Annotated in this window: 19 protein-coding genes and 3 pseudogenes; 21 read left to right on the top strand and 1 reads right to left on the bottom strand. The window is 72.5% G+C overall.

The annotated features are described in order from the left end of the window. The 21 genes and pseudogenes from RBH18_RS32655 to RBH18_RS32550 form a co-directional block, all read left to right on the top strand. Positions 1–200: pseudogene (locus RBH18_RS32655) on the top strand (UDP-N-acetylmuramoyl-tripeptide--D-alanyl-D-alanine ligase); the annotation flags it as partial. After that, positions 197–1294: a phospho-N-acetylmuramoyl-pentapeptide-transferase gene (gene mraY, locus RBH18_RS32650; RefSeq protein WP_306214319.1), complete on the top strand. Its 1098-nt coding sequence runs from the start codon at positions 197–199 to the stop codon at positions 1292–1294. The pseudogene RBH18_RS32655 and the gene mraY, both read left to right, overlap by 4 nt. Positions 1295–1358: 64 nt before the next feature. Beyond that, a complete protein-coding gene (locus RBH18_RS32645) occupies positions 1359–2840 on the top strand; it encodes an FtsW/RodA/SpoVE family cell cycle protein (protein ID WP_306214318.1) in 1482 nt (493 codons plus the stop codon). Then, a complete protein-coding gene (gene murG / locus RBH18_RS32640) occupies positions 2840–3952 on the top strand; it encodes an undecaprenyldiphospho-muramoylpentapeptide beta-N-acetylglucosaminyltransferase (RefSeq protein ID WP_306214317.1) in 1113 nt (370 codons plus the stop codon). The genes RBH18_RS32645 and murG overlap by 1 nt, the downstream gene beginning before the upstream one ends. 28 nt (positions 3953–3980) lie before the next feature. Beyond that, positions 3981–5399 carry a UDP-N-acetylmuramate--L-alanine ligase gene (gene murC / locus RBH18_RS32635; RefSeq protein WP_306214316.1) on the top strand — a complete coding sequence of 473 codons (1419 nt, stop codon included), beginning with the start codon at positions 3981–3983 and terminating at the stop codon, positions 5397–5399. A gap of 49 nt (positions 5400–5448) precedes the next feature. Further along, complete coding sequence (locus tag RBH18_RS32630; RefSeq protein WP_306214315.1) at positions 5449–6216, top strand: cell division protein FtsQ/DivIB; 768 nt, start codon at positions 5449–5451, stop codon at positions 6214–6216. A gap of 289 nt (positions 6217–6505) precedes the next feature. After that, entirely contained in the window at positions 6506–7648 is a 1143-nt protein-coding gene (gene ftsZ, locus RBH18_RS32625; protein WP_306214314.1) for a cell division protein FtsZ, read from the top strand. Then, positions 7645–8382: a YggS family pyridoxal phosphate-dependent enzyme gene (locus RBH18_RS32620; RefSeq protein WP_372339025.1), complete on the top strand. Its 738-nt coding sequence runs from the start codon at positions 7645–7647 to the stop codon at positions 8380–8382. The genes ftsZ and RBH18_RS32620 overlap by 4 nt, the downstream gene beginning before the upstream one ends. Before the next feature lie 236 nt (positions 8383–8618). Continuing rightward, on the top strand, positions 8619–9308 hold the full coding sequence (locus RBH18_RS32615; protein ID WP_306214313.1) for a cell division protein SepF: 690 nt from the start codon (positions 8619–8621) through the stop codon (positions 9306–9308). Positions 9309–9333: 25 nt separating this feature from the next. Further along, entirely contained in the window at positions 9334–9639 is a 306-nt protein-coding gene (locus tag RBH18_RS32610; protein WP_305786338.1) for a YggT family protein, read from the top strand. Between the two features lie 58 nt (positions 9640–9697). Beyond that, positions 9698–10510, top strand: coding sequence for a DivIVA domain-containing protein (locus tag RBH18_RS32605; protein WP_306214312.1), 813 nt, complete (start codon positions 9698–9700; stop codon positions 10508–10510). 76 nt (positions 10511–10586) lie between these two features. Then, a pseudogene (locus RBH18_RS32600) lies at positions 10587–10782 on the top strand (hypothetical protein); the annotation flags it as partial. A gap of 1613 nt (positions 10783–12395) precedes the next feature. After that, positions 12396–12653: pseudogene (locus RBH18_RS32590) on the top strand (DUF167 domain-containing protein); the annotation flags it as partial. A 137-nt stretch (positions 12654–12790) separates the two neighbouring features. Beyond that, entirely contained in the window at positions 12791–14302 is a 1512-nt protein-coding gene (locus tag RBH18_RS32585) for a potassium/proton antiporter (RefSeq protein ID WP_306214311.1), read from the top strand. Positions 14303–14562: 260 nt separating this feature from the next. Beyond that, a complete protein-coding gene (locus RBH18_RS32580) occupies positions 14563–14964 on the top strand; it encodes a TraR/DksA family transcriptional regulator (RefSeq protein WP_306214310.1) in 402 nt (133 codons plus the stop codon). Between the two features lie 32 nt (positions 14965–14996). Next, the gene (gene lspA / locus RBH18_RS32575) at positions 14997–15533 is read left to right on the top strand and encodes a signal peptidase II (RefSeq protein WP_372339024.1); all 537 of its coding nucleotides are present in this window, start codon (positions 14997–14999) and stop codon (positions 15531–15533) included. Further along, positions 15530–16453, top strand: coding sequence for an RluA family pseudouridine synthase (locus RBH18_RS32570; RefSeq protein WP_306214309.1), 924 nt, complete (start codon positions 15530–15532; stop codon positions 16451–16453). The genes lspA and RBH18_RS32570 overlap by 4 nt, the downstream gene beginning before the upstream one ends. 10 nt (positions 16454–16463) lie before the next feature. Next, the gene (locus tag RBH18_RS32565; protein ID WP_306214308.1) at positions 16464–17447 is read left to right on the top strand and encodes an RAD23 family protein; all 984 of its coding nucleotides are present in this window, start codon (positions 16464–16466) and stop codon (positions 17445–17447) included. 181 nt (positions 17448–17628) lie between these two features. After that, complete coding sequence (locus RBH18_RS32560) at positions 17629–19290, top strand: MinD/ParA family ATP-binding protein (RefSeq protein WP_306214307.1); 1662 nt, start codon at positions 17629–17631, stop codon at positions 19288–19290. A 179-nt stretch (positions 19291–19469) separates the two neighbouring features. Beyond that, positions 19470–23006 carry a DNA polymerase III subunit alpha gene (gene dnaE / locus RBH18_RS32555; protein WP_306214306.1) on the top strand — a complete coding sequence of 1179 codons (3537 nt, stop codon included), beginning with the start codon at positions 19470–19472 and terminating at the stop codon, positions 23004–23006. A 34-nt stretch (positions 23007–23040) separates the two neighbouring features. After that, positions 23041–23793 carry a hypothetical protein gene (locus RBH18_RS32550; RefSeq protein ID WP_306214305.1) on the top strand — a complete coding sequence of 251 codons (753 nt, stop codon included), beginning with the start codon at positions 23041–23043 and terminating at the stop codon, positions 23791–23793. Positions 23794–24019: 226 nt separating this feature from the next. On the opposite strand, the gene RBH18_RS32545 is transcribed toward RBH18_RS32550, so the two are convergent. After that, positions 24020–24730 (bottom strand): LON peptidase substrate-binding domain-containing protein, encoded by a 711-nt coding sequence (locus RBH18_RS32545; RefSeq protein WP_306214304.1) that lies wholly within the window; start codon positions 24728–24730, stop codon positions 24020–24022. Between the last annotated feature and the right edge of the window lie 153 nt (positions 24731–24883).

Raw genomic sequence — 24883 nt, 5'->3', positions numbered from 1 at the left:
CGGCGGTGCTGGACGGCGCTGCCCGCGTACCGGAATGGAAGGGTGAGGCGATCGCGGCGGCCGACCAGGACGCGGCGATCGAGGCGGTCATGGGCGACTTGCGGCCGGGCGACATCGTGCTCGTCAAGGCGTCGCGCTATCGGACGTGGAAAGTGGCGGACGCGCTGCGCGCCGACGCCGCCGGGGAGGTTGGCCCGTGAGGGCAGTCATCGTCGCGGCCGCGGTCGCGTTCATCATCTCGCTGTTCGGCACGCCGGTCGCCATCCGGGTGTTCACGGCGCTCAAGGCCGGGCAGCCGATCCGGACGCTCGGCCCGCAGACCCACCAGGGCAAGCGGGGCACGCCCACGATGGGCGGTGTGGCGTTCATCATCGCCACGGTGCTCGCCTACGTCGCCGGGCACGTGGCGCTGACCACGCTCCCGGAGCAGCAGATCGCCCAGGTGCCGCCGACGATGACGGCGCTGGTGCTGCTCGGCCTCTTCGTCTTCTGCGGGGCGGTCGGCTTCCTGGACGACTTCCTCAAGGTCCGCCTGAAGCACTCCGGCGGCCTGAGCGCGCGCGGCAAGCTGATCGGCCAGCTCCTGATCGGTGGCGGGCTCGGCGTCGCCGCCCTGTACGTCCCCAGCACCAACGGCGAGACGGTGGCGAGCACCTCCATCTCGTTCATCCGGGACATCAGCTTCCTGGACGTCGGCAAGGTCGGCTCGGTCATCGTCTTCGTCTTCGTGATCATGGCGATGTCCAACGGCGTGAACCTCACCGACGGCCTCGACGGCCTGGCGACCGGCGCCTCGATCCTGGTGCTGGGCGCGTACGCCCTGATCGGCTTCTGGCAGTACCGGCACTGGTGCGGTGACGTCAACTACCAGGGCGCCTACTGCTACGAGGTCCGCGACCCCCTGGAGATCGCGCTGATCGCGGCCGCCGCGGCGGGCGCCTGCGTGGGCTTCCTGTGGTGGAACACCTCGCCGGCGCGGATCTTCATGGGCGACACCGGCGCGCTGGGCCTGGGCGGCCTGATCGGCGGTCTCGCGATGGCCACCCGGACGACGCTGCTGTCGATCATCATCGGCGGCCTGTTCGTCATCATCACGATGTCCGTCGTGATCCAGATCATCTCGTTCAAGATCACGGGCAAGCGCGTCTTCCGGATGTCGCCGCTGCAGCACCACTTCGAGCTCGCCGGCTGGAGCGAGGTCAACATCGTGGTCCGCTTCTGGATCGTCGCCGGCATCTGCGTAGCCATCGGCCTCGGCCTCTTCTACAGCGACTTCCTCGCGACAATGGGATAGATCTCCTCCGACACGCCCCGGCTCCTCCCGGGGCCGGGCGTGTCGCGCCACCATGATGGGTGGCATGGGGGAGGACAAGCCTGAGTCCCGGACCACGGTCACCGTGTCGCCGGCCGCGACCGTGCAACCCGCGACACCGCCGGTCCCGCCGCGGTCGCTCAGCCAGCAGCTGCTGCCGGCCGTGCACGGGCTGCTCGCGCGGCCCCTGTCGTCGTACTACCTGCTGATCGCCAGCGCCGGCCTGCTGCTGGTCATCGGGCTCACGATGGTCTTCTCGGCGACGAGCGTGAAGGCGTACGCGGAGGACGGCAACGCCTTCACCGCGGTCGGCAACCAGGCGATCTTCGCCGTCCTCGGCTTCCTCGGCTTCTGGGTGTGTCAGCGGCTGCCCGCGAGCACCCTGCGCTTCCTCGGCGTCTACATCCTGGGCGCGGCGGTGGCGCTGCTGCTCGTCCTCGACCTGGTGTGGGCGCTCGGGTCGGTGGGCGTGCTGCCCCGCGACAACACGACCGAGACCGTCACCGCGGGCCCGATCACCGCGCACCTGCTCTGGCTCTACATCGGCCCGATCGGCCTGCAGCCCGCCGAGTTCGTCAAGTTCGGCGTGGTGCTCTGGGGCGCCGACGTCATCGCCCGCAAGGGCGCCGCGCTCGGCTACTGGCGCGAGCTGTCCATGCCGCTGTTCCCGGTGGTCGGCGTGCTGTTCGTCCTCGTCGGCTACAACGACCTGGGCACCATGCTGGTGCTGCTGTCGCTGATCGTCGGGCTGCTGTGGGCGGCGGGGGTGCGGGCCCGGGTCTTCGCGGCGCTGGGCGTGCTCGGCCTGGCCGGCATCGGCCTGCTGGTCGCCGCGGCGTCGCGTGGCGCGGGCTCCGGCGTCGCGGGCGAGGAGAACTACCGCCTGCTGCGCCTGACCATGTGGCTGAAGATGCCGGAGAACTGCGACCTGGGCTACTGCTACCAGATCCTGCAGGCACGGTCGGCCATCCACGAGGGTGGCTGGTTCGGCGTCGGCCTGGGCAAGAGCGCGCTCAAGTGGAACTGGCTGCCGGCCGCCGACAACGACTTCATCTACGCCGTGGTCGCCGAGGAGCTGGGCGTGATCGGCTGCATGGTCATCGCGGTGCTCTTCGCCGTGCTGGCCTACACCGGCTTCCGGATCGCCCGGCGCGTCGACGACCCGTGGCGCCGGCTGGCGGCGACGGGGATCACCACGTGGCTGGTGGCCCAGGCCGTCATCAACATGGGCGGCGTGATCGGCCTGCTGCCGCTGACCGGCGTGCCGCTGCCGCTCATCTCCTCGGGCGGTAGTGCGCTCATCGTCACGATGGCGGCACTGGGCGTACTGGCGGCGTGTGCCCGGTCGGAACCGGACGCGGCGCGAGCCCTGCACGCCCGTCCGGCCGCCCGATGGGTGCGGCTACTCTGGGCCCCGCTGCCGCCGCTTCCCCCGCCGCGGCGCTCCGGTCCGTCGCGTCCCCCGGTCGCCCGGGCCTCGTCCTCGAAGGGGGCGACCTCGTCCATGAAGGGGGAAAGGAGGCGGTAATGGCACTGCTGCGGTCGGTCGTGCTCGCCGGGGGAGGCACCGGCGGTCACATCTACCCGCTGCTCGCCTTCGCCGACGCGCTCCGCCGCCACTTCCCCGAGGTGCGGATCACCACCCTCGGCAGCCCCAAGGGCATGGAGAACGACCTGATCCCGCCCGCCGGCTACGACCTGCGGGTCATCCCGGCGTTCCAGCTTCCCCGCGCGATCAACCTCAACCTGCTGCGGACGCCCGACCGCATGTACAAGTCGGCGCACGCCGCCGGGCTGATCGTCGACGAGGTGAAGGCCGACGTGGTGGTCGGCTTCGGCGGCTACGTGTCGGTGCCCGCCTATCTCGCGGCGTGGCGCCGGGAGCTGCCCATCGTCATCCACGAGGTCAACGTGCCGCCCGGCGTGGCGAACAGGATGGGCATGCGCTTCACCAAGAACGTGGCCGTCGGGTTCCCGAGCCAGCCGCAGGCCGTCGAGTCGCTGCGGGACGCGCGGGTGGTGGGCGTACCGTTGCGGACCGCCATCACCCGCATGGACCGCGCCGCCCTCCGCCCGCGGGCGTTGCAGCACTTCGGGCTCCGCCCCGATCTGCCGGTGCTCTTCGTCTCCGGCGGCTCCTCCGGCGCGCGCTCGATCAACCTGGCGGTCGCCGGGGCCGCGAAGGCGATCACGCATGCCGGCGTCCAGGTGCTGCACGTGCAGGGCGGGCGCAACGATCCGTTCGAGGTGCCGGGCGACCTGCCGGTACCGTACGTCGTCGTGCCCTACCTGTCGGACATGGAGCTCGGCTACGCCGCCGCCGACCTCATGCTGTGCCGGGGCGGGGCGATCACGGTGGCCGAGACCACCGCGCTGGGCATGCCGGCGGTGTACGTGCCGTACCCGCACAGCAACCAGGAGCAGAAGCGCAACGCGCTGCCGGTCGTCGAGTCCGGCGGCGGTCTGCTCGTCGACGACGGCGAGATGTCGCCGGAGTGGGTCGAGCGCACGATCGTCCCCCTCGCCGTGGACCCCGCACGGCTGGCCTCCATGGGTGCGGCCGCGGCGGGATACGGCCGGCGCGACGGCGACGAGGCCCTGCTCGACTTCGTGTGCGAGGCCGTGGCGGCCTCCCGATGACCCTTCCCGTTTGTGAGAGAGGTACCGCGTGAGCACGCCCGACCTGAAGCCCGCCGGCGAGACCACGGCAGAGGACCTGGGGAACGTCCACCTCATCGGCATCGGTGGTGTCGGCATGGGCGGCCTGGCCCGCCTGCTGCTCACCCGCGGCGTCCCCGTCTCGGGCAGCGAGCTGCGCGAGTGGCCCGCGCTCGCCGCGCTGCGGGCGCTGGGCGGCACGGTCCACATGACGCACGAGGCGTCGAACCTCGACGGCGTCGACACCGTCGTCTACTCGACCGCGATCCCGCAGGAGCACGTGGAGCTCGCCGAGGCGCGCCGCCGCGGCCTGCGGATCCTGCACCGCTCCGAGGCGCTCGCCGCCGCGATGACCGGCCGCCGCACGATCGCGGTCGCCGGCACCCACGGCAAGACCACGACCACGTCGATCATGACGGTGATCCTGCAGCACGCCGGCGAGGACCCGTCGTTCGTGATCGGCGGCGAGATCTCCGCGGCCGGCTCCAACGGCCACCACGGCTCCGGCAGCTACTTCGTGGCCGAGGCGGACGAGAGCGACAAGTCGTTCCTCATCTACCGCCCGCACGTGGCGATCATCACCAACATCGAGGGCGACCACCTCAACAACTGGGGCGACCTCGACGGGCTCAAGGCGGGCTTCCTCGAGTTCGCCGAGCTGGCCGACCCCGAGGGCTTCGTCGTGACGTGCGCCGACGACCCCGGCGTGCAGGAGATGATCGCGGCGCTGCGCGCCAAGGGCAAGACCGTCTTCACGTACGGGGAGAGCGAGGCGGCCGACCTCCGCATCAGCGACGTGGTCTCCTCCGTGCAGGGCGTGCGCTACCAGGCGACGCTCGACGGCAAGCCGCTCGGCGAGATCACGTTCGCGATGCCGGGGCGCCTCATGGGGCTCAACAGCGCGGCGGCGGTGCTCACCGCCCTGCGCCTGGGCCTGCCGCTCGACAAGATCACCGAGGCGCTCGCCTCCTTCCCGGGCGTGCGGCGGCGCTTCGAGCGCAAGGGCACGGTCAACGGCGTCCGCGTGTACGACGAGTACGCCTACCACCCGACCTCGGTGCAGGCGGCCCTGCGCACGCTGCGCGACGTGGCCGGGGACGGGCGGCTGCTCGTGGTGTTCCAGCCCTACCGCGTCTACCGCACCCGGGACCTGCAGGCCGAGCTGGCCGAGGGGCTCGCGGTCGCCGACGAGGTGATCGTGATGGAGGTCTTCGGTCCGGGGGAGACCCGCGGGCCGGGCGAGGGCGGCGCGGCGCTCACCGCGGCGATCGACCTCCCCGCCGACCGCAAGGTCTTCGTAGCGTCCTGGGAGGACGTGCCGGCCGAAGTCGTGCGCCGCATCCGGCCCGGTGATGTCGTGGTGACCATGGGCGCGCCGCCCATCTCGCTGATGGGCGACGAGCTGCTGGTGGCGCTGGCGGACAGCTGATGCCTCCCGGCCGGCAGGCCGGGCTTCGCAGGCCGGAGGCGGGGGAACGATGAGCGACACGGGCGGGCGTAACTGGCGCCTGGTGCGGGCGGACACCGATGCGGTGCCGCCGTCGGTGCGGCGCTTCATGGCGCGGGCCCGGCAACGGCGCCTGCGCGCGGCCATGCCGTGGGCGGTGACGCTCGGCGTCGTGCTCGTGGTGGGCGGGCTGGTCTGGACGGTCTACGGCACGTCGCTGCTCGGCGTGCGCGACGTGGAGGTCGTCGGCACCGACATCCTCACGCCCGAGCAGGTCGAGCAGGCGGCCCGGGTGCGGATGGGCGAGCCCCTCGCCCGGGTCGACCTGGACGTGGTGCGGGCGCGCGTGGAGACCCTGCCGGCCGTGGACCGGGCGATCGTGTCGCGCGGCTGGCCCTCCACGGTGGAGGTGCAGGTGATCGAGCGTACGCCGGTGGCCGCCGTGCCGATGGGGGAGCAGTTCGCGCTCATCGACGACGAGGGGGTGGCGTACCGGACGGTGGCGAAGAAGCCGAAGGGGCTGCCGCTGGCCGAACTCGCCACGCCCGCGCCCGGCGACGTGAACACCAAGGCCGCGCTGACCGTGCTCGGCGCGCTCACCGACGAGCTGCGCGCCCAGCTGGTGTCCATCTCGGTGCCGGCGCCGGCGCAGGTCACGCTCGGCTTGCGGCGGGACCGTACGGTCGTCTGGGGCGACGACACCCAGAGCCCGACCAAGGCGCAGATCGCGACGGTGCTGCTGAAACGCGACGGCGACACGATCGATGTGAGCGCGCCCACGGTGGTGACGATCCGCTGACCCAAACGGACAGAAGGGGCTGAACGGCGCTTTCCGGCACAGGTTACGGCCGAGTCGGATAGTCGCCACGTAAGCGGACGCCGACACGCCGCGCCGGTCCTTGGATCGGGCGACACGTCCGCTTACGTTGCCCCTTGAGGTTCAGTAGTTGACATAGCACTAAGCCTCTAGTAGAGGGTGAGGGTTTCCTCGCCCTCCCTTGTACGGAGTGGACGCCGATGGCGGCTGCCGACGGGGAGCCGCTGGGGCCCTCGACGTCCGAAAACCCTGGAAGGGAAGGCTGAGCCCGATGACACCTCCGCACAATTACCTGGCGGTCATCAAGGTCGTCGGCATCGGTGGCGGCGGCGTGAACGCCGTGAACCGCATGATCGAGGTAGGGCTCAAGGGAGTCGAGTTCATCGCGATCAACACCGATGCGCAGGCGCTGCTGATGTCCGACGCCGACGTCAAGCTCGACGTCGGCCGCGAGCTGACCCGCGGCCTCGGCGCCGGGGCCCAGCCCGAGGTCGGCAAGAACGCCGCCGAGGACCACCGCGACGAGATCGAGGAGGTCCTCAAGGGCGCCGACATGGTCTTCGTGACCTGTGGCGAGGGTGGCGGCACCGGCACCGGCGGCGCGCCCGTGGTCGCCAACATCGCCCGCAAGCTCGGCGCGCTGACCATCGGCGTCGTCACGCGGCCGTTCTCGTTCGAGGGCAAGCGCCGCCAGGTGCAGGCCGAGGCGGGCATCGACGAGCTGCGCAACCAGTGCGACACGCTCATCGTGATCCCGAACGACCGGCTGCTGGCCCTCGGCGACCGCGGCATCAGCATGATGGACGCGTTCCGGCAGGCCGACCAGGTGCTGCTCTCCGGTGTCCAGGGCATCACCGACCTGATCACCACGCCGGGTCTGATCAACCTGGACTTCGCCGACGTGAAGAGCGTCATGAGCGGCGCCGGCAGCGCCCTCATGGGCATCGGCAGCGCCCGCGGCGACAACCGCGCGGTCGAGGCGGCCGAGAAGGCGATCTCCAGCCCGCTGCTCGAGCAGAGCATGGACGGCGCGCGCGGCGTGCTGCTCTCCATCGCCGGCGGCTCGGACCTCGGCCTGTTCGAGATCAACGACGCGGCCCAGCTGGTCACCGACGCGGCGCACCCGGACGCCAACATCATCTTCGGTGCGGTCATCGACGACGCCCTCGGCGACGAGGTCCGCGTCACGGTCATCGCGGCCGGGTTCGACGGCGGGACCCCGTCGTACAAGCCCGCCGAGCCGGCCCGCAAGACGGTCGAGGCGCCGCCGGCACCGCGGGTCACGCCGCCCGCCGTGCCGCAGGCTCCGGTGAGCCCGGCCGCCGCGCCGCCGCCCGCCGCCACCACGCCGCCGCCGCGCCGGGTGCTCTTCGACGACGTGGACGTGCCGGACTTCCTCAAGAACGGTTCCTGATCGTCTTGGTTGATGCGGACGACCCGGCGCGGCGTGCTGAGCTGGCCTCTTCCCTGGCCGAGGTGCGAGAGCGCATCGAGCACGCCGTTGCCGGGGCTGGTCGTGCGCCGGGCAGCGTCGCCCTGGTGGCGGTGACCAAGACGTACCCGGCGAGCGACGTCGAGCTGCTCGCCGGGCTCGGCGTCACCGACGTCGGGGAGAACAAGGACCAGGAGGCCGCGGCGAAGGCAGCCGCCGTCACGGCCTCCGTACGGTGGCACTTCGTCGGGCAGTTGCAACGCAACAAGGCCAGATCCGTGGTGACCTATGCCGACGTGGTCGAGTCCGTGGACTCGGTGCGACTGGCGACGGCGCTCGGCTCGGCTGCCCTTTCGCGCCGGGACCGCCCGCTGGAGGTGCTGATCCAGGTCAGCATCGACGGTGATCCCGCCCGGGGCGGCGCGCTCGACGGCGGCTCCGACCCGGACCGTGACCTGTGGCGCATCGCCGAGGCCGTGGCCGCCGGGGAGAGACTGCGCCTCGGCGGCGTCATGGCGGTGGCCCCGCGCGACTGGGAGCCCTTGCGCGCCTTCGCGAGACTGGCCGATGTCGCCGCCCGGCTGCGCGCGGAGCATCCGGAGGCGACGGTGGTGTCGGCGGGCATGAGCGGGGACCTCGAGGCCGCCGTCGCGCACGGAGCGACACACGTACGGATCGGGACTTCTTTGCTCGGGATGCGAAACCCGCTGCGGTAGCCTTGCGGCGGGCAGCAAACTACATACGTGTTGTTTACGCGCGACGCGCAGGTCGTCCTCCGGGCCGCCTCGCCGCGCCCGACGACGCAGCGTCGTTCGCGGGCGCCGGGGTCGAGAGGTTTGAAGATCGCGGAATCCGTGCAAGGGGGGACGCGGCACCACAGGGGGTGTGGGCCGCACACGGACGGAGGTGGGGGCATGGACAAGCGGTTCGGCGCCGAGGGTTCGGTGATCGCATGAGCGCTCTGCGCAAGGCGGGGGTGTGGCTCGGCCTCGTCGAGGAGGACGACCAGTACGACGACCGTGGCTACCGCGAGGACAGCTACCGCGACCGGGACCGTGAGCGGGACCACGACCGTGGCCGCGAGCGTGCGCGCAGCCGCGACTACGGCTACGCCGACGAGTACGCCGACGACGAGGACGAGGTCGACGAGGCTCCGGCCCCGCCGCGGCCCCGCGCGTCGGCCACCAGCGGCCGGCTGCAGCGTGCCGTCGAGGACCTCGACCGGCAGGAGCACCAGCGGGGCAGTGTGCGCTCCATCACCCGTCCGCAGGCGCCTGTCGCCGAGCCCAGCTTCGCCACCAGCGACAACCTCGCGCTGGCGCCCCAGCCGCAGCCGCAGCCCCGCGTGTACGAGGAGGAGCAGCGTTACCAGATCACCACGCTGCACCCGACCACGTACCGGGAGGCGCGGACCATCGGCGAGCACTTCCGCGACGGGGTGCCGGTCATCATCAACCTCACGGAGATGGACGAGGGGGACGCGCGCCGGCTGGTCGACTTCGCGGCCGGACTCGCCTTCGGCCTGCGGGGTACGATCGAGCGCGTGACCAACCGGGTTTTCCTGCTCTCACCGGCCAACGTCCAGGTCACCGCTGAGGACAAGGCGAAGATCGCTGAGGGCGGCTTCTTCACCCAGAGTTGACCCCCTAACGAGGGACCCGCTGACCGTGCTGTCGATCGTGTTCCAGATCATCTTCCTGCTTCTCTACCTCTTCTTCCTGACGTTGCTGGCCAGGTTCGTCCTGGGTGCGGTGCTTCAATACGGTCGCCGCTGGCAGCCCGGGCGGGGTGCGTCGGCGGCGCTGGAGTCGGTGTGGAGCGTCACTGATCCGCCCCTCAAGGCGTTGAGGCGTGTGATCCCACCGCTGCGAATTGGTACCGTGAGCTTGGACCTGGCGTCCCTGGTCCTGCTGGTTATCCTTTACGTGCTTCTGTATTTCGTGTTAGCGAGGCTGATCATCACGTTCGCCTGACCGCGAGCGCGCTGATCGGCTGCGCCCCACGCGGCCGCAACTGACCCGAGGAGTTTCGATGCCGCTGACCCCGGCCGACGTGCATAACGTCGCCTTCAAGAAGCCCCCGATCGGCAAGCGGGGGTATGACGAGGAGGAGGTCGATGCCTTCCTGGACGAGGTCGAGCGCGAGCTCGCCCGTCTGATCGAGGAGAACAACGAGCTGCGCGCGCAGGTGGAGCGCGGCGGGCGCGGACCCGCGCCGGCCGGCCCCAGCTCCGACCCCCGCCTCGCCGCTGAGCTCAACGACATCAAGGCCCAGCTCGACCGGGTCCAGCGCGACAAGACCGCCGCGGAGCAGGCCGCCCGCCAGATGCAGGCCGAGCTCGAGCAGGTCCGGGCCCAGGGCCCCGGCGCGCCGGCCGCGTCCGGCGGTGGCGACGGCGAGCAGCAGGCCCTGCGGGTCCTGATGATGGCCCAGCGCACCGCGGACGACCACGTCTCCGACGCGCGCCGCGAGGCCGACAAGCTGCTGTCCGAGGCGCGCTCCAAGGCGGAGGAGGTCACCCGCGAGGCGCGGGCGAAGGCCGACGCCCTCGAGCGCGACGCGCGCCAGCGGCACCAGGAGGCCATGGGCGGCCTGGACGCCAAGCGCACCGCGCTGCAGAAGCACATCGAGGAGCTCAAGCAGTTCGAGCGGGAGTACCGCACCCGCCTGAAGGCTTACCTCGAGAGCCAGCTGCGCGACCTCGACGGCCGGGGCCAGGGCCTCGAGGCGGAGATGTCGCGGGCCGACGCCGGCCGGGCGGTCGGCGGCTCCGGCGGTCTCGCCGCGGCCGGCCTCGCCGGGTCCTACGGCGGCAGCCGCGCCAACTCGATCGAGGGCCGCTGAGCCCCCGCACCACCCCTGAGTTCCTTTGCAGTGCGGCACTGCCGCTCCACGGTCACCACTGCGACGGGGATGAGCCATGATCGTAGCCAGCCTTCTGCTCATCCTCGTCGCCGTGCTGCTGCTCGTCCTGGGCCTGGTCGGCGGCTCGAGCTCCCTCCTCATCAGCTCGATCGTCGCCAGCCTCCTGGCCGCCGTGGCCCTCGTCGTCGGCGCCCGCCAGGCGGCCGCCCGCCGCGAGGCCCTCGACGAGTCGCCGGCCGACGCCGGCATCCCCTCCGCCCGCAGCCGGGCCCGCACCCGCTCCGCCGCCCGCACCCGCGCGGCCGCCGGCCGGGGCGACTCCTTCCCGGGTGACACCGACCCCGGCCGTCCGGCGGCGCGCTCCGCCACGACCGTGGCGGATCCCGACGAGGCCGGCGCCGGCGCGGGTGGCTTCGCGAACGACTCCTCCTACGCCGCTTCCGGTCCTGATCGCGGCGTGCCCTTCGCCGCCGGCGCCGATCGCGACGCGCCGCGTGACCGGGGCGCTTTCCCGGATCGGGGGCCGGTCGGGGAGCGGGACGCTTACGCTGACCCGGACGACCGTGCCGGGCACGAGCAGGCCGCCGCCTACGCCGCGGGTCAGCGCGACGCCGAGGCGGGCCTCACCGGCCCGTCCCGGACGGCGGCCACCACCGGGCCCGACGTCACTCAGCGTGTCGATCCGGACGCGGATCTGCGCGAGGAGTCGCCGCGGGCCGGGGCCGACGCCGGTGTGGACCGTGCTCCGTTCTCGGGACCGGACACCTCCCGCACCGGCGCCGACCCCGGCCGCTCGGGTGCCGATCTCGGCCGCTCGGGTGCCGATCTCGGCCGCTCGGGTGCCGATCTCGGCCGCTCGGGTGCCGATCTCGGCGGTTCCGGCTCCGAGCCGGGGCGGGTCGACGATGACGCGGGCCTGGGGCGGGCCGAGGCGGGCCTGGGTCGGGCCGAGCGCGATGCCGACTTCGCGCGGGCTGAGCGGCCGCGGGCCGACTACGACCAGGCGGCTTCGGTGATCGGTGCGGCCCGGTCCGAGGACAGTGCCCGGCCGGACGGTTCGGTGGGTGCTGAGCAGCCGTCGGGGCTGGATGTGGCGTCGTCCGCCGGTTCTGCGCGGTCTTCGGAGGCGGAGCACGCCTCGGAAGCCGGGCTCTCCGCGGAGGCTGGGCTGTCCGCGGAGGCCGGACGGTCCGCGGGGGCTGAGCGGGCGGCGCAGGCTGAGCGGTCGGCTCGGTCCGCTCGGTCGGCGGAGGCCGGCGAGTATGCCGCGCCTGATCCGGAGGATCCCGACGACGAGCCGCTGCCGCAGGCGGTCCGGCCGGCCGACGCCGTGCGGGTGGCCCGGATGGACGCCGAGGTGCTGGTCGTCGATGGGCGGCCGCGCTATCACGTGGCCGGGTGCCCGCATCTGGCCGGCCGGGAGACCGAGGGGTTGCCGGTGGCGGAGGCCGTCGAGCTCGGCTTCAGCCCGTGTGGGCAGTGCCGGCCGGTGGACCGGCTGGTCGCCGCCGCGACCCGCTCCTGAGCAACGCTGTCGCCCGTCGGCCCCCTCGGCCGGCGGGCGACGGCGTCATTCGCTCCGGCCTTGGGCGCCGTTCCGAGCGTCACCCGGGCCGGACATCGCCCGGGCTTGAGGCCGGACCTGTGCCCGATGGTGGGCTGCGGCGGCTGGTGACGCGGCGTGGCGGCGGGGCGTGACGGTGAGTGTCGATGTGGGGCCGCGCCGGTTACGGATCGATCATCGGCACAATGGGGCATGGCCAAGCGGCGTGCGCCTCGATCCGATTCCTTCGATGCTTCCGAGCGGCCGGCTGCGCCTGTCCGGGGTGGTGCGGCGGGTGCGCGGGCCGGGGGACCGGAGTCGGTGGCCGTGCGGGTGCGGCCGGGGGCGGGGCGGACCAGGGTCGGCGGGCGCTACGACGGTCCGCACGGGCCCGCGCTGATCGTGGCGGTGGGGGCGCCCGCGGTCGACGGGAAGGCCACGGAGGCGGTGCGGCGGGCACTCGCCGATGCGCTGGGAGTACGGCCGGGAGCGGTGGCGCTCAAGCTCGGGGCGACGAGCCGGGACAAGGTGTTCACCGTCGATGGGGACGTCGGCGCCACGCTGGCCGCCCTGCGCGACGGCACCGCCGCGGTAGGCAAAGCGACTGGGGCTGCGGCCGGCGGCGCGGCCGGCGGCGCTGCTGGTGGCGGCGCTGCGGGTGGCGGCGCTGCGGGTGGCGGCGCTGCTGGTGGCGGCGGGGCGAGCGGCGGCGGGGCGTGACGGGCGGGCTCGACGTCGCGCTGCTGGTCGGGGCCGCGGTGCTGCTGGTGGCGGTCGGGGCGGTGCGCGTGTCGACGCGGATCGGGCTGCCGAGTCTGCTCGTCTATCTGCTCATCGGGATGCTGATCGGCGAGTCCGGGCTGGGGATCCGGTTCGATGACGCGGAGCTGACCCGTACCCTCGGCTTCTGCGCCCTGATCATGATCATCGCCGAGGGTGGGCTGACCGCGCGCTGGACCACCCTGCGGCCGGTGCTCGGCCTCTCGGCGACGCTGGCCACGCTCGGGGTGGCCGTGAGCGTCGCCGTCGTGGGCGCCGTCGTGCACTGGGTGCTCGGGCTCGACTGGCGGCTCGCGCTGCTCTACGGGGCGGTGCTGTCGTCGACCGACGCGGCGGCGGTGTTCGCGACGTTGCGGCGGCTGCGGCTGCCGCCCCGGCTGGTCGCCACGCTCGAGGCCGAGTCCGGCATGAACGACGCGCCGGTGGTGCTGCTGGTCGTGCTGCTCTCGGCGGTGGGTGCCTTCGCTCACCCCTGGTGGTACGAATTACTGCTCGTCCTGTACGAGCTGAGCGCCGGCGCCGCGGTCGGCCTCCTGGTCGGCGTGGCCGGGCGGTGGCTGCTCCGGCACGCCGCGCTGCCGTCCGCCGGGCTGTATCCGATCGCGGCTGTGGCGCTGGCCTTCCTCGCGTACGCGGTCGGTGGCGTGGCGCACGCGTCCGGCTTCCTCGCCGTCTATGTCGCCGGGGTCGTGCTGGGCAACGGCCGGATCCCGCACCGCCGGGCGATCCTGGGGTTCGCGGACGGGCTGGCGTGGGTCGCGCAGATCGGGCTGTTCGTGCTGCTCGGGCTGCTGGTGTCGCCGGCCGAGCTGGCCAGTGCGCTGGTGCCGGCACTGGTCGTCGGGTGCGCGCTGGTGTTCCTCGCCCGTCCGCTGTCGGTGTGGGCGTCGGCCGTCGCGGCGCGCACCTCGCGGCGGCTGGGCTGGCGGGGGCAGGCCTTCCTGTCGTGGGCGGGTCTGCGGGGCGCGGTGCCGATCGTGCTCGCGACGATCCCGCTGTCGGCCGGGACGCCCGGGGCGGGCGGGTTGTTCAACGCGGTCTTCGTCCTGGTGATCATCTTCACGCTGGTGCAGGCGGGCACCCTGGCGCCGGTCGCGCGCCGGCTCGGGATCACCGCGCCGGAGGAGACGGTCGAGGTCCACGTGGAGACGGCGCCGCTGGAGCGCATGCACGCCGACCTGCTGCAGATCGACATCGACCGGGGCTCGCGGCTGGCCGGGGTGCACATCGACGAGCTGCGGCTGCCCGTCGGGGCCAGTGTCACGCTGATCGTGCGGGACGGCGCCGGGTTCGTGCCGGGGCCGGACACGCGGATGCGTACGGGGGACAGTCTTCTGATCGTCGCCACCGCGGACGTGCGCGACACCGCCGAGCGCAGGTTGCGGGCCGTCAGCCGGCGGGGACGGCTGGCGCGCTGGTTCGGGGAGGACGGCGCCGAGCGGGCCTGACCGGTATCCGACGGTCGGTTTTATCCGTTTCGCCGCAGGCTGGGGCGGTGCGCCGTGTTGTCGGGACCCTTCACGTTCCGTATCCTTGCCACCCTCCGGAGTGCGCGGCCGGGAACCGCCGCGTACAGGTGCGTGAGGTGCGTGCCGGGCCGCGCGGGGGCGTGGCCGCCTGGGTGCGGGGGCGGTGGGCGACCGCGACCCCGCGACACCGATGACCGCCGAGATTCGCCGCGCCCCGCGCGCGGCTCAGGGGAGCGACGATGGCCAAGGCAACCGAGAAGGCCGCGCCGAAGGGGACCCGCAGCGCGGAGGAGACCGAGCAGATCCGCGTCGCGCTCGTGGAGCGCCGCGACGAGCTGCAGGAGGAGTACGACCGCTCCCTCTCCGAGATCACCGCCCTCCAGCGCGAGCGGCTCGAGGACTCCGCCGGCGACGACCAGGCGGACACCGGCACGAAGACGTTCGAGCGTGAGCAGGAGATCACTCTCGCGCACAATCTGCTGGAGCGGATCACACAGGTGGAACGCGCCCTCGAGCGGCTCGGCGAGGGCAACTACGGTTGGTGCGAGCGATGCGGCACCGCCATCCCCGTCGAGCGGCTGGCGGCGTTCCCCGTCGCGACCCTCTGTGTGTCCTGCAAGCAGTTGGAGGAACGACGCTGAACGCCGACGAGGCGGCGCCCGGCACGGAAGCCGTGGCTGCTCCGCAGAGCTTTTCCCGCAAGGCGGTCACGGTGCTCGGCGTCGTGGCCGTCCTTGCGGTCGTCCTCGACCAGGTGGTCAAGGAGCTGTCGACCAAGGGCCTGACCGAGGGCGAGCCGGTGCGCATCCTCGGCGGCCTGGTCTACCTGTCGCTGCTGCGCAACAGCGGCGCGGCGTGGAGCATGGGCGCCGGCATGACCTGGATCTTCCCGCTGGTCACCATCGTCGTCATCGGCTGGATCGGGTGGATGGCCGTGCGGCTGCGCTCGGTCCCGTGGGCGGTCGCGCTCGGCCTCGTGCTGGGCGGGGCGCTGGGCAACCTGGGCGACCGGCTGTTCCGGGACCCGGGCTTCTTCCAGGGGCACGTGGTCGACATGATCAGCGTGTTCGGGCCCAACGCGCAGTACTTCCCCGTCTTCAACATCGCCGACAGCTGCCTGAGCGTCGGCGTGGTGCTGGCCGTGCTGCTGGAGCTGACCGGGCGCCAGCGCGACGGGTCGCGGACCGGGCAGAAGGAGGCGGCGGCATGAGCGCGCGGTCGTTGCCCGTACCCGACGGTCTGGACGGCATGCGTCTCGACCAGGCCGTGTCGCGCCTCTTCGGCCTGAGCCGCACGGCGGCCGCGTCCCTGGTCGAGGCCGGTGACGCGCTCGTCGACGGCATCCCGCGCCCCAAGAGCGACAAGGTGAGCGCCGGTGCGTGGCTCGAGGTCACCCTGCCGCCGCCGGTGACCGCCCCCGCCGTGGTGGCCGAGCCGGTGCACGGCATGGCGATCGTCTACAGCGACGACGACATCGTGGTGGTCGACAAGCCCGTCGGCGTGGCCGCGCACCCGAGCCCCGGCTGGACCGGCCCGACCGTCATCGGCGGCCTGGCCGCCATGGGTCAGAACGTCGCGACCAGCGGCGCGGCCGAGCGGCAGGGCGTCGTGCACCGCCTCGACGTCGGCACCACCGGGCTCATGGTCGTCGCGAAGAGCGAGCTGGCGTACAGCGTCCTCAAGCGCGCCTTCAAGGAGCGCGAGGTCGACAAGCGCTACCACGCCGTCGTGCAGGGCCACCTCGACCCGCTGCGCGGCACGATCGACGCGCCGATCGACCGGCACCCCACCGCCGACTACAAGTACGCGGTCATGTCCACGGGCAAGCCCAGTGTCACGCACTACGACACCCTCGAGGCCTTCCGCTCGGCGAGCCTGATCGACGTGAAGCTCGAGACGGGGCGCACGCACCAGATCCGCGTCCACTTCTCGGCGCTGCGGCACCCGTGCGTGGGCGATCTCACGTACGGGGCGGACCCCACCCTGGCGGCCCGGCTGAAGCTGACCAGGCAGTGGCTGCACGCCCGGGAGCTCGCCTTCCTGCACCCCCGCACGCAGGACGAGGTGCGGTTCGTCAGCGACTACCCTGAAGACCTGGCACACGCACTCGACATCCTTGGTGAGAGCTAGGTTTCTTCCGATGGGCCCCGGAGACCGCACGATGCACGCTCCGGTGCGGGGGCTGCCCCGCACCGGCTCGGGTCCCGTGCGGCTGCGGGTCCTGACCGGGCTCGTGCTGGCCTCGGCGCTGGCGTTGCTGATCACGGTCGTCGTCAGCACCGACCACGGCCCGGCCCCCGAGCGCGAGTCCGGCGACGTGGTCCGGGTCGGGGTGGTCGACGGCCAGTCGGTCGCCGGCTATCTGCGGTCGAGCCGCGGCGAGCTGGCCGCGCTGCTGCCGGCCTCCGGGGCGCCCGCGTCCGGCGACACCTGGGCCCTGGTGAGCCTGACCACCTACTTCCCGCCCGACCGTCTCCCGGCCCTGCTCGGCGGCGCGCCCGTCGCCCAGGTCTATGCCCGCGCCCCGCTGCCCGGCGTGCGCACCCAGGTCGTGAAGATCCCGGTCTACCGCATGCCGCAGGACGTGGTCTCCGGCATGCAGAACGCGGCCCTGGCCCGCGACCAGGAGCAGGCCGACTATCGCAAGCTCGCCGGGCAGCTCCCCGGCGGCACCCGCAACGACGAGCGGCTGCGCGTGGCCTACGACACGGCCGCCCGCACCGCCGCCGCCGAGGCCGCGGCCTACCGGGCCGCGTGCGCCTGCGTCTTCGCCGCCGTCGTGCGCGCCGGGCCGGAGATTCTCGACACCATCGCGGACCGCGCCGAGGTGCGGGCGGTGGACCCCGCACCCGAGGTACGCCGCCTCGACCGCACCGAGTTCCGCCCCGTCCAGCCCGAACAGACGACGACGGTGGAGGTTGCCCCGCAAACCCCCCCGCCACTACCCTCATCGACCGGGACGAGTGTGCCGTCGGCCGCACCGTCCGGCCCCGAGCCGGGGCCCACGCCGTCCGCCACGGCACCGGAGGAGAGGGCTGCCGCATCGTCCGCACCGACCGCGACCGCCGCGGCAGAGCTGCCGCCCGGAGCGCCGGCAGCATCCCCGGAGGCGTCCGGGCGTTGAGTCCAGGAGTCTTCACGTGCATTCGCCCGTGAAGGCGGCGTTTGTCAGTTGGTGATCAAGAGCGCTCGGGCTTGTGCCACGCAGAGGTGGCCCGAATAAGGTAGGCGTCCGTAGCCTGTTGCCCAGACGGTGACCGGTGCGCACATTGACCGATATCGAGCAGGGGCGGGGAGGACGAGCCGTGGACGGGACCGAGACCGGCTGGGGCCGGCCTGCGGAGCCGGCGCCGCGCTGGCGGGCGCTGCTCGACCGCGCCCGGCACAGCGCGCGGGACGACGAGCGCGAGCCGGAGGAGCCCGCTGCGCGCCGCGACGCCGACGCGCAGCCGTTGCCCAGCCGTCCGCAGCGGCCCTTCAACCCGCTCGACCCGCGGCAGCGCGAGCCCTACCCGCCCGCCGAGCCGCGCCGGGCGCCCGCGCCGCCGCCGGTCAATCCGCTGGAGCAGCGGCCGGGGCGGGCCTCGCTCGGGGAGCGGTTGAGCGCCACCGAGCAGTCGTCCTTCGACCGGTCCGCTCCCGGCCCGTCGTCGTTCGACCGGTCTGCTCCCGGCCCGTCGTCGTTCGATCGGGGCGCGGCGGGTCCGCCTGCCTTCGAGCGCCCGGCTGCCCCCGCTGTCCCGTTGGAGCAGCGCCGGCAGTCGCGGATCGGGGAGGGCTTCCAGCCCCGGCCCGACGCCGACGGCAACAGCTTCTTCAACCCGGGGGCGCGCCCGGCGCCGCCCCCGCCGTCGCGGGGTGCCGCCTCGGTCGGGTCGGCCTCGGTGCCGGCGCCGCCCTTCGCGCCGCAGTCCTTCGTGCCGCCCACGGCGCCGCACTCGGCTCCGCCCGTCGGCGCCCCCGCGCCGCGTTCGGCTCCGCCTGTCGCGCCGCCGCCGCTTTCCGGTCCGCCGCCCCTTTCCGCTCCGGCGCCCCTCTCGGCTCCGGCGCCCCGGTCAGCGCCGCTTTCCGCTCCGGCGCCGCGGTCGGCGCCGCCCGCCGCTCCCGCGCCGACGTCGCCCGCCGCTTCCCGCATCGAGTGGCGGCAGACGCGGCAGGAGGCCGAGGATCGCGCGGTCGCGATGCTGCGCCGCAAGCTGGGCAAGCCGCGGGTGCTGGCCTTCGCCAACCCCAAGGGCGGCGTGCACAAGACCACCGCCACCGTGCTGGCCGCCGCCACCATCGGCAGCGTCCGCGGCCGGGGCGTGCTCGCCTGGGACGACAACGAGCTGCGCGGCACCCTCGGCCTGCGCGCCGGCAGCGCCCGGCACGCGCGCACCATCCGGCACCTCGTCAGCGACCTGCTCCAGATCGAGAACATGCACGGCAACGACCTCATGCAGGTCTTCGACGGCTATCTGCGGCACGCCTCCGACGGCTCCTACGACGTCCTCGCCGGCGAGGAGAACCCGAGGTTCGCCCAGCGCCTCGACCAGAGCACGGTGAGCCGGGTGACCGACCTGCTGCGGCGCACCCACGACGTCATCTGCGTCGACACCGGCAACAACGTCGAGAGCATCAACTGGCAGACCGTCATGCGCAGCGCCGACCAGCTCGTGGTGACGACCGTGCCCCGCGAGGACGCCGCCTTCACCGCCGACTGGATGCTCGACGTCCTCAACGAGACCGGGCAGGAGGAGCTGGTCCGCAACGCGGTCACGCTGATCTCCTGCCCGTCGCCCGGCAAGCTGCCGCTGCTCGACGACCTCGCCAAGCACTTCGCCACGCGCACGCGGGCGGTGGCGATCGTGCCCTACGACCCGTCGCTGGAGGTGGGGTCGTCCATCGAGTACGGCGCCCTGCAGCCCGAGACGAAGCAGGCCTGGCAGCGCGCGGCGGCGATGATGCTCGAGCCGTTCGCGGAGTAGCGGCCGGGCTCGGCCGCCCGGCTCCGGCGGTCAGCGGGAGCCCGGTGAGGGGCTGCTCACGACGGGTGTTGTGACCAACGCGCCAATCGGATTTTGACCCGGGTGTCACCCTGCCGCCGGGCTCCGGGCGGGACTAGGCTCTCAAGGTCTTCGTCGCCGCGGGAGTTAGGGGGCCCTGGGTGTCTGACTCGTTCGTGCACCTGCACGTGCACACCGAGTATTCGATGCTCGATGGTGCGGCCCGGGTGAAGGAGCTCCTCGCGGAGGCCAACCGCCTCGGCATGCCGGCCGCGGCGATCACCGACCACGGCAACATGCACGGCGCCTACGACTTCTACACGCAAGCCAAGGCCGCCGGCGTGACCCCGGTGATCGGGGTGGAGGCCTATCTCGCGCCCGAGTCGCGGCTCAACAAGAGCCGCATCAAGTGGGGCCGCCCGGAGCAGAAGAGCGACGACATCTCGGGCAACGGTGCGTACACCCACATGACGATGTGGGCGCGGAACGCGGTCGGCCTGAAGAACCTCTTCCGGCTCAACTCGCGGGCCTCGATGGAGGGCCAGCTCGGTAAGTACCCGCGCATGGACTTCGACATCATCGCGGAGCACGCCGAGGGCATCATGGGCACGACCGGCTGCCCGTCCGGGGCGGTGCAGACGCGGCTGCGGCTCGGGCAGTTCGACGAGGCGCTCGAGTCCGCCGCGCGCTACCAGGAGGCGCTCGGCCGGGACAACTACTTCCTCGAAATCATGGACCACGGCCTGTCGATCGAGAAGCGGGTCCGCGACGGCCTGCTGGAGATCGGCAAGAAGCTGAACATCCGGCCGCTGGTGACCAACGACTCGCACTACGTACACGAGGCGCAGGCCGAGGCGCACGACGTGCTGCTGTGCGTGCAGACCGGCAGCAACGTGGCGGACCCCAACCGGTTCCGCTTCGACGGCGCGGGCTACTTCGTGAAGTCCGCCGACCAGATGCGCGCGGTCGACTCGTCGGAGGCCTGGCAGGAGGGCTGCCGCAACACGCTCTTCGTGGCCGAGCGGGTCGACACCGAGGGCATGTTCACCTTCAAGAACCTGATGCCCCGGTTCCCGATCCCGGAGGGCTACACCGAGGAGGAGTTCTTCCGGCACACGGCGTTCGAGGGGCTGCGGGCGCGGTTCCCCGACGGCATCCCGGAGACCCACGTCAAGCAGGCCGAGTACGAGCTGGGCGTCATCATCCAGATGGGCTTCCCGTCGTACTTCCTCGTGGTCGCCGACTTCATCCAGTGGTCCAAGCGCAACGGCATCGCGGTGGGGCCGGGGCGTGGCTCCGCGGCGGGTTCCCTGATCGCGTACGCGATGGGCATCACCGACCTCGACCCGCTCCCGCACGGCCTGATCTTCGAGCGGTTCCTCAACCCCGAGCGCATCTCGATGCCCGACGTCGACATCGACTTCGACGAGCGCCGGCGCGGCGAGGTCATCAAGTACGTCACCGACCGCTGGGGCGAGGACAAGGTCGCGCAGATCGCGACGTTCGGCACGATCAAGGCGAAGGCCGCGATCAAGGACGCGTCCCGGGTGCTCGGCTACCCATTCGCGGTCGGCGACCGGATCACCAAGGCCATGCCGCCGGACGTCATGGGCAAGGGCATGAGCCTCACCGGCATCTTCAACAAGGACGACAAGCGCTACGGCGAGGCCGGCGAGATCCGCTCGATGTACGAGTCGGAGCCCGACGTCAAGAAGGTCATCGACACCGCGCGGGGGATCGAGGGGCTGATCCGGCAGACCGGTGTGCACGCCGCCGGCGTCATCATGAGCGCCGAGCCGATCATCGACCACATCCCGCTGATGCGCCGGGCGTCCGACGGCGTGATCATCACGCAGTTCGACTATCCGACCTGCGAGACGCTCGGCCTGCTCAAGATGGACTTCCTGGGCCTGCGCAACCTGACGATCATCGATGACGCGGTCAAGAACATCAAGCTCAACCACGACCTCGACCTCGACCTGCTGAAGCTGCCGCTGGACGACCCCAAGTCCTACGAGCTGCTGGCGCGCGGCGACACCCTGGGCGTGTTCCAGCTGGACGGTGGCCCGATGCGGTCGCTGCTGCGCCTCATGAAGCCCGACAACTTCGAGGACATCTCCGCCGTCCTGGCGCTCTACCGGCCCGGCCCGATGGGCGTCGAGTCGCACACCAACTACGCGCTGCGCAAGAACAAGCTCCAGGAGATCACCCCGATCCACCCCGAGCTCGAGAAGCCGCTGCAGGAGATCCTCGAGCCCACGTACGGCCTGATCGTCTATCAGGAGCAGGTGCAGCGCGCCGCGCAGATCCTCGCCGGCTACTCGCTCGGCCAGGCCGACCTGCTCCGCCGGGCCATGGGCAAGAAGAAGAAGGAAATCCTCGACAAGGAGTTCATCCCGTTCCGGGACGGCTGCCGCGAGCACGGCTACTCCGACGAGGCGATCCAGGCGGTGTGGGACGTGCTGGTGCCCTTCGCCGGCTACGCGTTCAACAAGGCGCACTCCGCCGCGTACGGGCTGGTGTCCTTCTGGACCGCCTACCTGAAGGCGCACTACCCCGCCGAGTACATGGCCGGTCTGCTCACGTCCGTCGGCGACGACAAGGACAAGATGGCCATGTACCTGGCCGAGTGCCGGCGCATGGGCATCCAGGTGCTGCCGCCCGACGTCAACCAGTCCGCCGGGCCGTTCACCCCGGTCGGCAAGGACATCCGCTTCGGGCTGGGCGCCGTGCGCAACGTCGGCGCCAACGTCGTGGAGTCCATCGCGCGGTGCCGCGAGGAGAAGAGCGAGTACAAGGACTTCTACGACTTCCTGTCGAAGGTCGACGCGGTGGTCTGCAACAAGCGGACCGTGGAGTCGCTGATCAAGGCGGGGGCGTTCGACTCGCTGGGGCACAGCCGCAAGGCGCTGCTCGCGGTGCACGCGGAGGCCATCGACGCCTTCGCGGACGTCAAGCGCAAGGAGGCCGCGGGCCAGTTCGACCTGTTCGGGGCGTTCGGCGACGACGCGGGCGGCGGCAGCTCGGCGACCGTGGCCATGCCGACGATCACCGAGGACGAGTGGGACAAGCGCGACAAGCTGTCCTTCGAGCGGGAGATGCTCGGCCTCTACGTCTCCGACCACCCGCTCGCCGGCCTGGAGCAGGTGCTCGCCAACGCCGCGGACACCAGCATCGCCTCGCTCAACGAGGAGGGCTCGGTGCCCGACGGGCAGGTCGTCACGCTCGCGGGCATCCTCACCGGCGTGCAGCGCCGGATCACCAAGCAGGGCCGGGCCTGGGCGTCGGCCACCCTGGAGGACCTGGCCGGCGGCGTGGAGGCCTTGTTCTTCCCCAACACGTACGAGGTCATCGGGCAGTACATCGCCGAGGACGCCATCGTCGTCGTGAAGGGCCGGGTCGACCGCCGCGACGACACGCCCCGGATCATGGCGATGGACATGTCGATGCCCGACGTCACGCACAACCCGGACTCCAAGCCGATCACGCTGACCATGCCGATCACCCGGTGCACGCCGCCGCTGGTGTCGGAGCTGAAGGACATTCTCGTCAGTCACCCGGGCGACGCCGAGGTGCACGTGCACCTGCTCAACGGCAGCCGCAAGACGGTCATGCGGCTCGGCGGCTTCAAGGTCGCCCCGACGCCCGCCCTGCGCGCCGACCTGAAGATGATCCTCGGCCCGTCGGCGGTCGCGTGATGGATCGGCGGCGCCGACCTGGCAGGATCGTGGCGTGAACCCGAGCCACGAACCGGAGCCGGTCTACCTGTACGGGCCGCCTCCGGACGCCGCGCCCGCCCTGCCGGAGCCCGTCGCCGAGCCGCGGGCCCGGTCACGGCGCTCCTGGCGGCGGGCGGTCGTCGTCACCGCCGCGATCATCGCGGCCATGGCCGTCGCCGGCGGCCTGCTGGGCCTGCTCTGGGCCTGGGTGGCGCCGGACGTGCCGGTGATCAACACGGGCGCGAGCGTCGTGGTCAACGACCCGTCGCCCGAGGAGTACATCGCCGCGGACGGCTGGTTCACGCTTCTCAGCTTCGCGTTCGGGCTGGTCGCCGCGCTGGTCGCCTGGCTGGTGCTGCGCCGCGACCGCGGGCCGGCCGTCCTGCTCGGCGTCACGCTGGGCGGGCTCGCGTCGTCGGTGGCGATGTGGCAGGTGGGCCGGCTGGTCGGGCTGTCCGCCTGGAACTCGTGGCAGGACAGCTCGCAACCGGGCGACACCTTCCAGCGGCCGCCGGACCTGCACGCGCACGGCGCGCTGCTGGTGGCCGCGTTCGCCGCGGTGATCGTGACGACGCTGCTGGCGGGCTGGTCGAACGACCCCGAGCTGGACCAGCCGGGGGCGAAGCCCGGTTACGGCCGGGACTATCCGCCGGTGGGCCCGTCCCCGGACGGCTTCCCGCCGGTGGGCGAGCCGGCCCCCGGCGCGCCGCCCGCCGGGTCGGCATCCGAATCGCCGGATTCGTCTGGATCGACGGCAGGTCGCTGATCTCCGTTCCGCCGACGCGCGGCGGGCTCTCCGTTCCGCCTGCGCGCGGCGGGATGTCCGCGCCGCCTGCGCGCGGTGGGATCTCCGCGCGTGGGATGTCCGCGCCGCCTGCGCGCGGTGGGATCTCCGCGCGTGGGATGTCCGCGCCGCCTGCGCGCGGTGGGATCTCCGCGCGTGGGATCTCCGCGCCGACGGCGCGCGGGTGCCGGCCGCGCGAGCCGGTCGGTCAGTTGGGGCTGTTGGGGCGGGCCAGATCGGACAGGGGAACGGGCACCGCGCGGACGCGGGCCAGCAGCCCCGCCTCGCGGTTGAGCAACCGCAGCTCCGCCCGCAGCCGGGCCACCGTGTCCGGCGCGGCCAGCAGGTCGTGCCGCTCCTGCACCGTCAGCTGCGCGGTCGCCGCGACCAGGTGCGACAGCACGGTCGGGTCGTCCGGCACCTGGTCGAGCACCTCGGAGTCGGGGCGCAGCAGGTCGAGGTAGGTGCGGAAGGCGGCGAGCACCCGCGGCGCCAGCAGCTCGGCGGTGGCGTCGCCGGCCTCCTCGTCGGGCAGCCACTCCACCTCGGCGGTCAGATAGGGGTGCGGCTCCGGATCGACGGCGAGCACCCGGAAGCGGCGCCGGCCCACGGTCACGATGTCGAACCGGCCGTCGGGGAGCTCGGAGACCTGCCGCAGCTCGGCGGTGCACCCCACCTCGTAGAGCAGGTCGACGGTGACCGCGTCCTGCCCGCCGGTCCCGTCGTCGTCGCCGCTCTCGGTGAGCACCTCGGAGCCGTGCCGCAGGGTCACCACGCCGAACTCGTGCGGGTCGTCGCCGGTGCCGGCGACCAGGTCGCGCACCAGCGAGCGGTAGCGCTCCTCGAAGATGTGCAGGGGCAGCACGAGGCCGGGGAACAGCACCGTGCCGAGGGGGAACACCGGGAGAATCGCGCCCACGTCCTGAGCGTATCGGCATGCTCTTGATGAGCGCTCGTCACGCACCCGGGAATCTTGCCGTGGCGGATGCCCCCGCAGCGACGCGCAGGGGTCCGGGACGCCGTCGTGGCGGGTCTCACGCCCGGCCCCAGCATGGCGAGAATCTGAAACTGC

This window comes from Actinoplanes oryzae (genome assembly GCF_030757795.1).
Taxonomy (GTDB): domain Bacteria; phylum Actinomycetota; class Actinomycetes; order Mycobacteriales; family Micromonosporaceae; genus Actinoplanes.
This window is presented reverse-complemented; position numbering and strand designations above follow the sequence as displayed.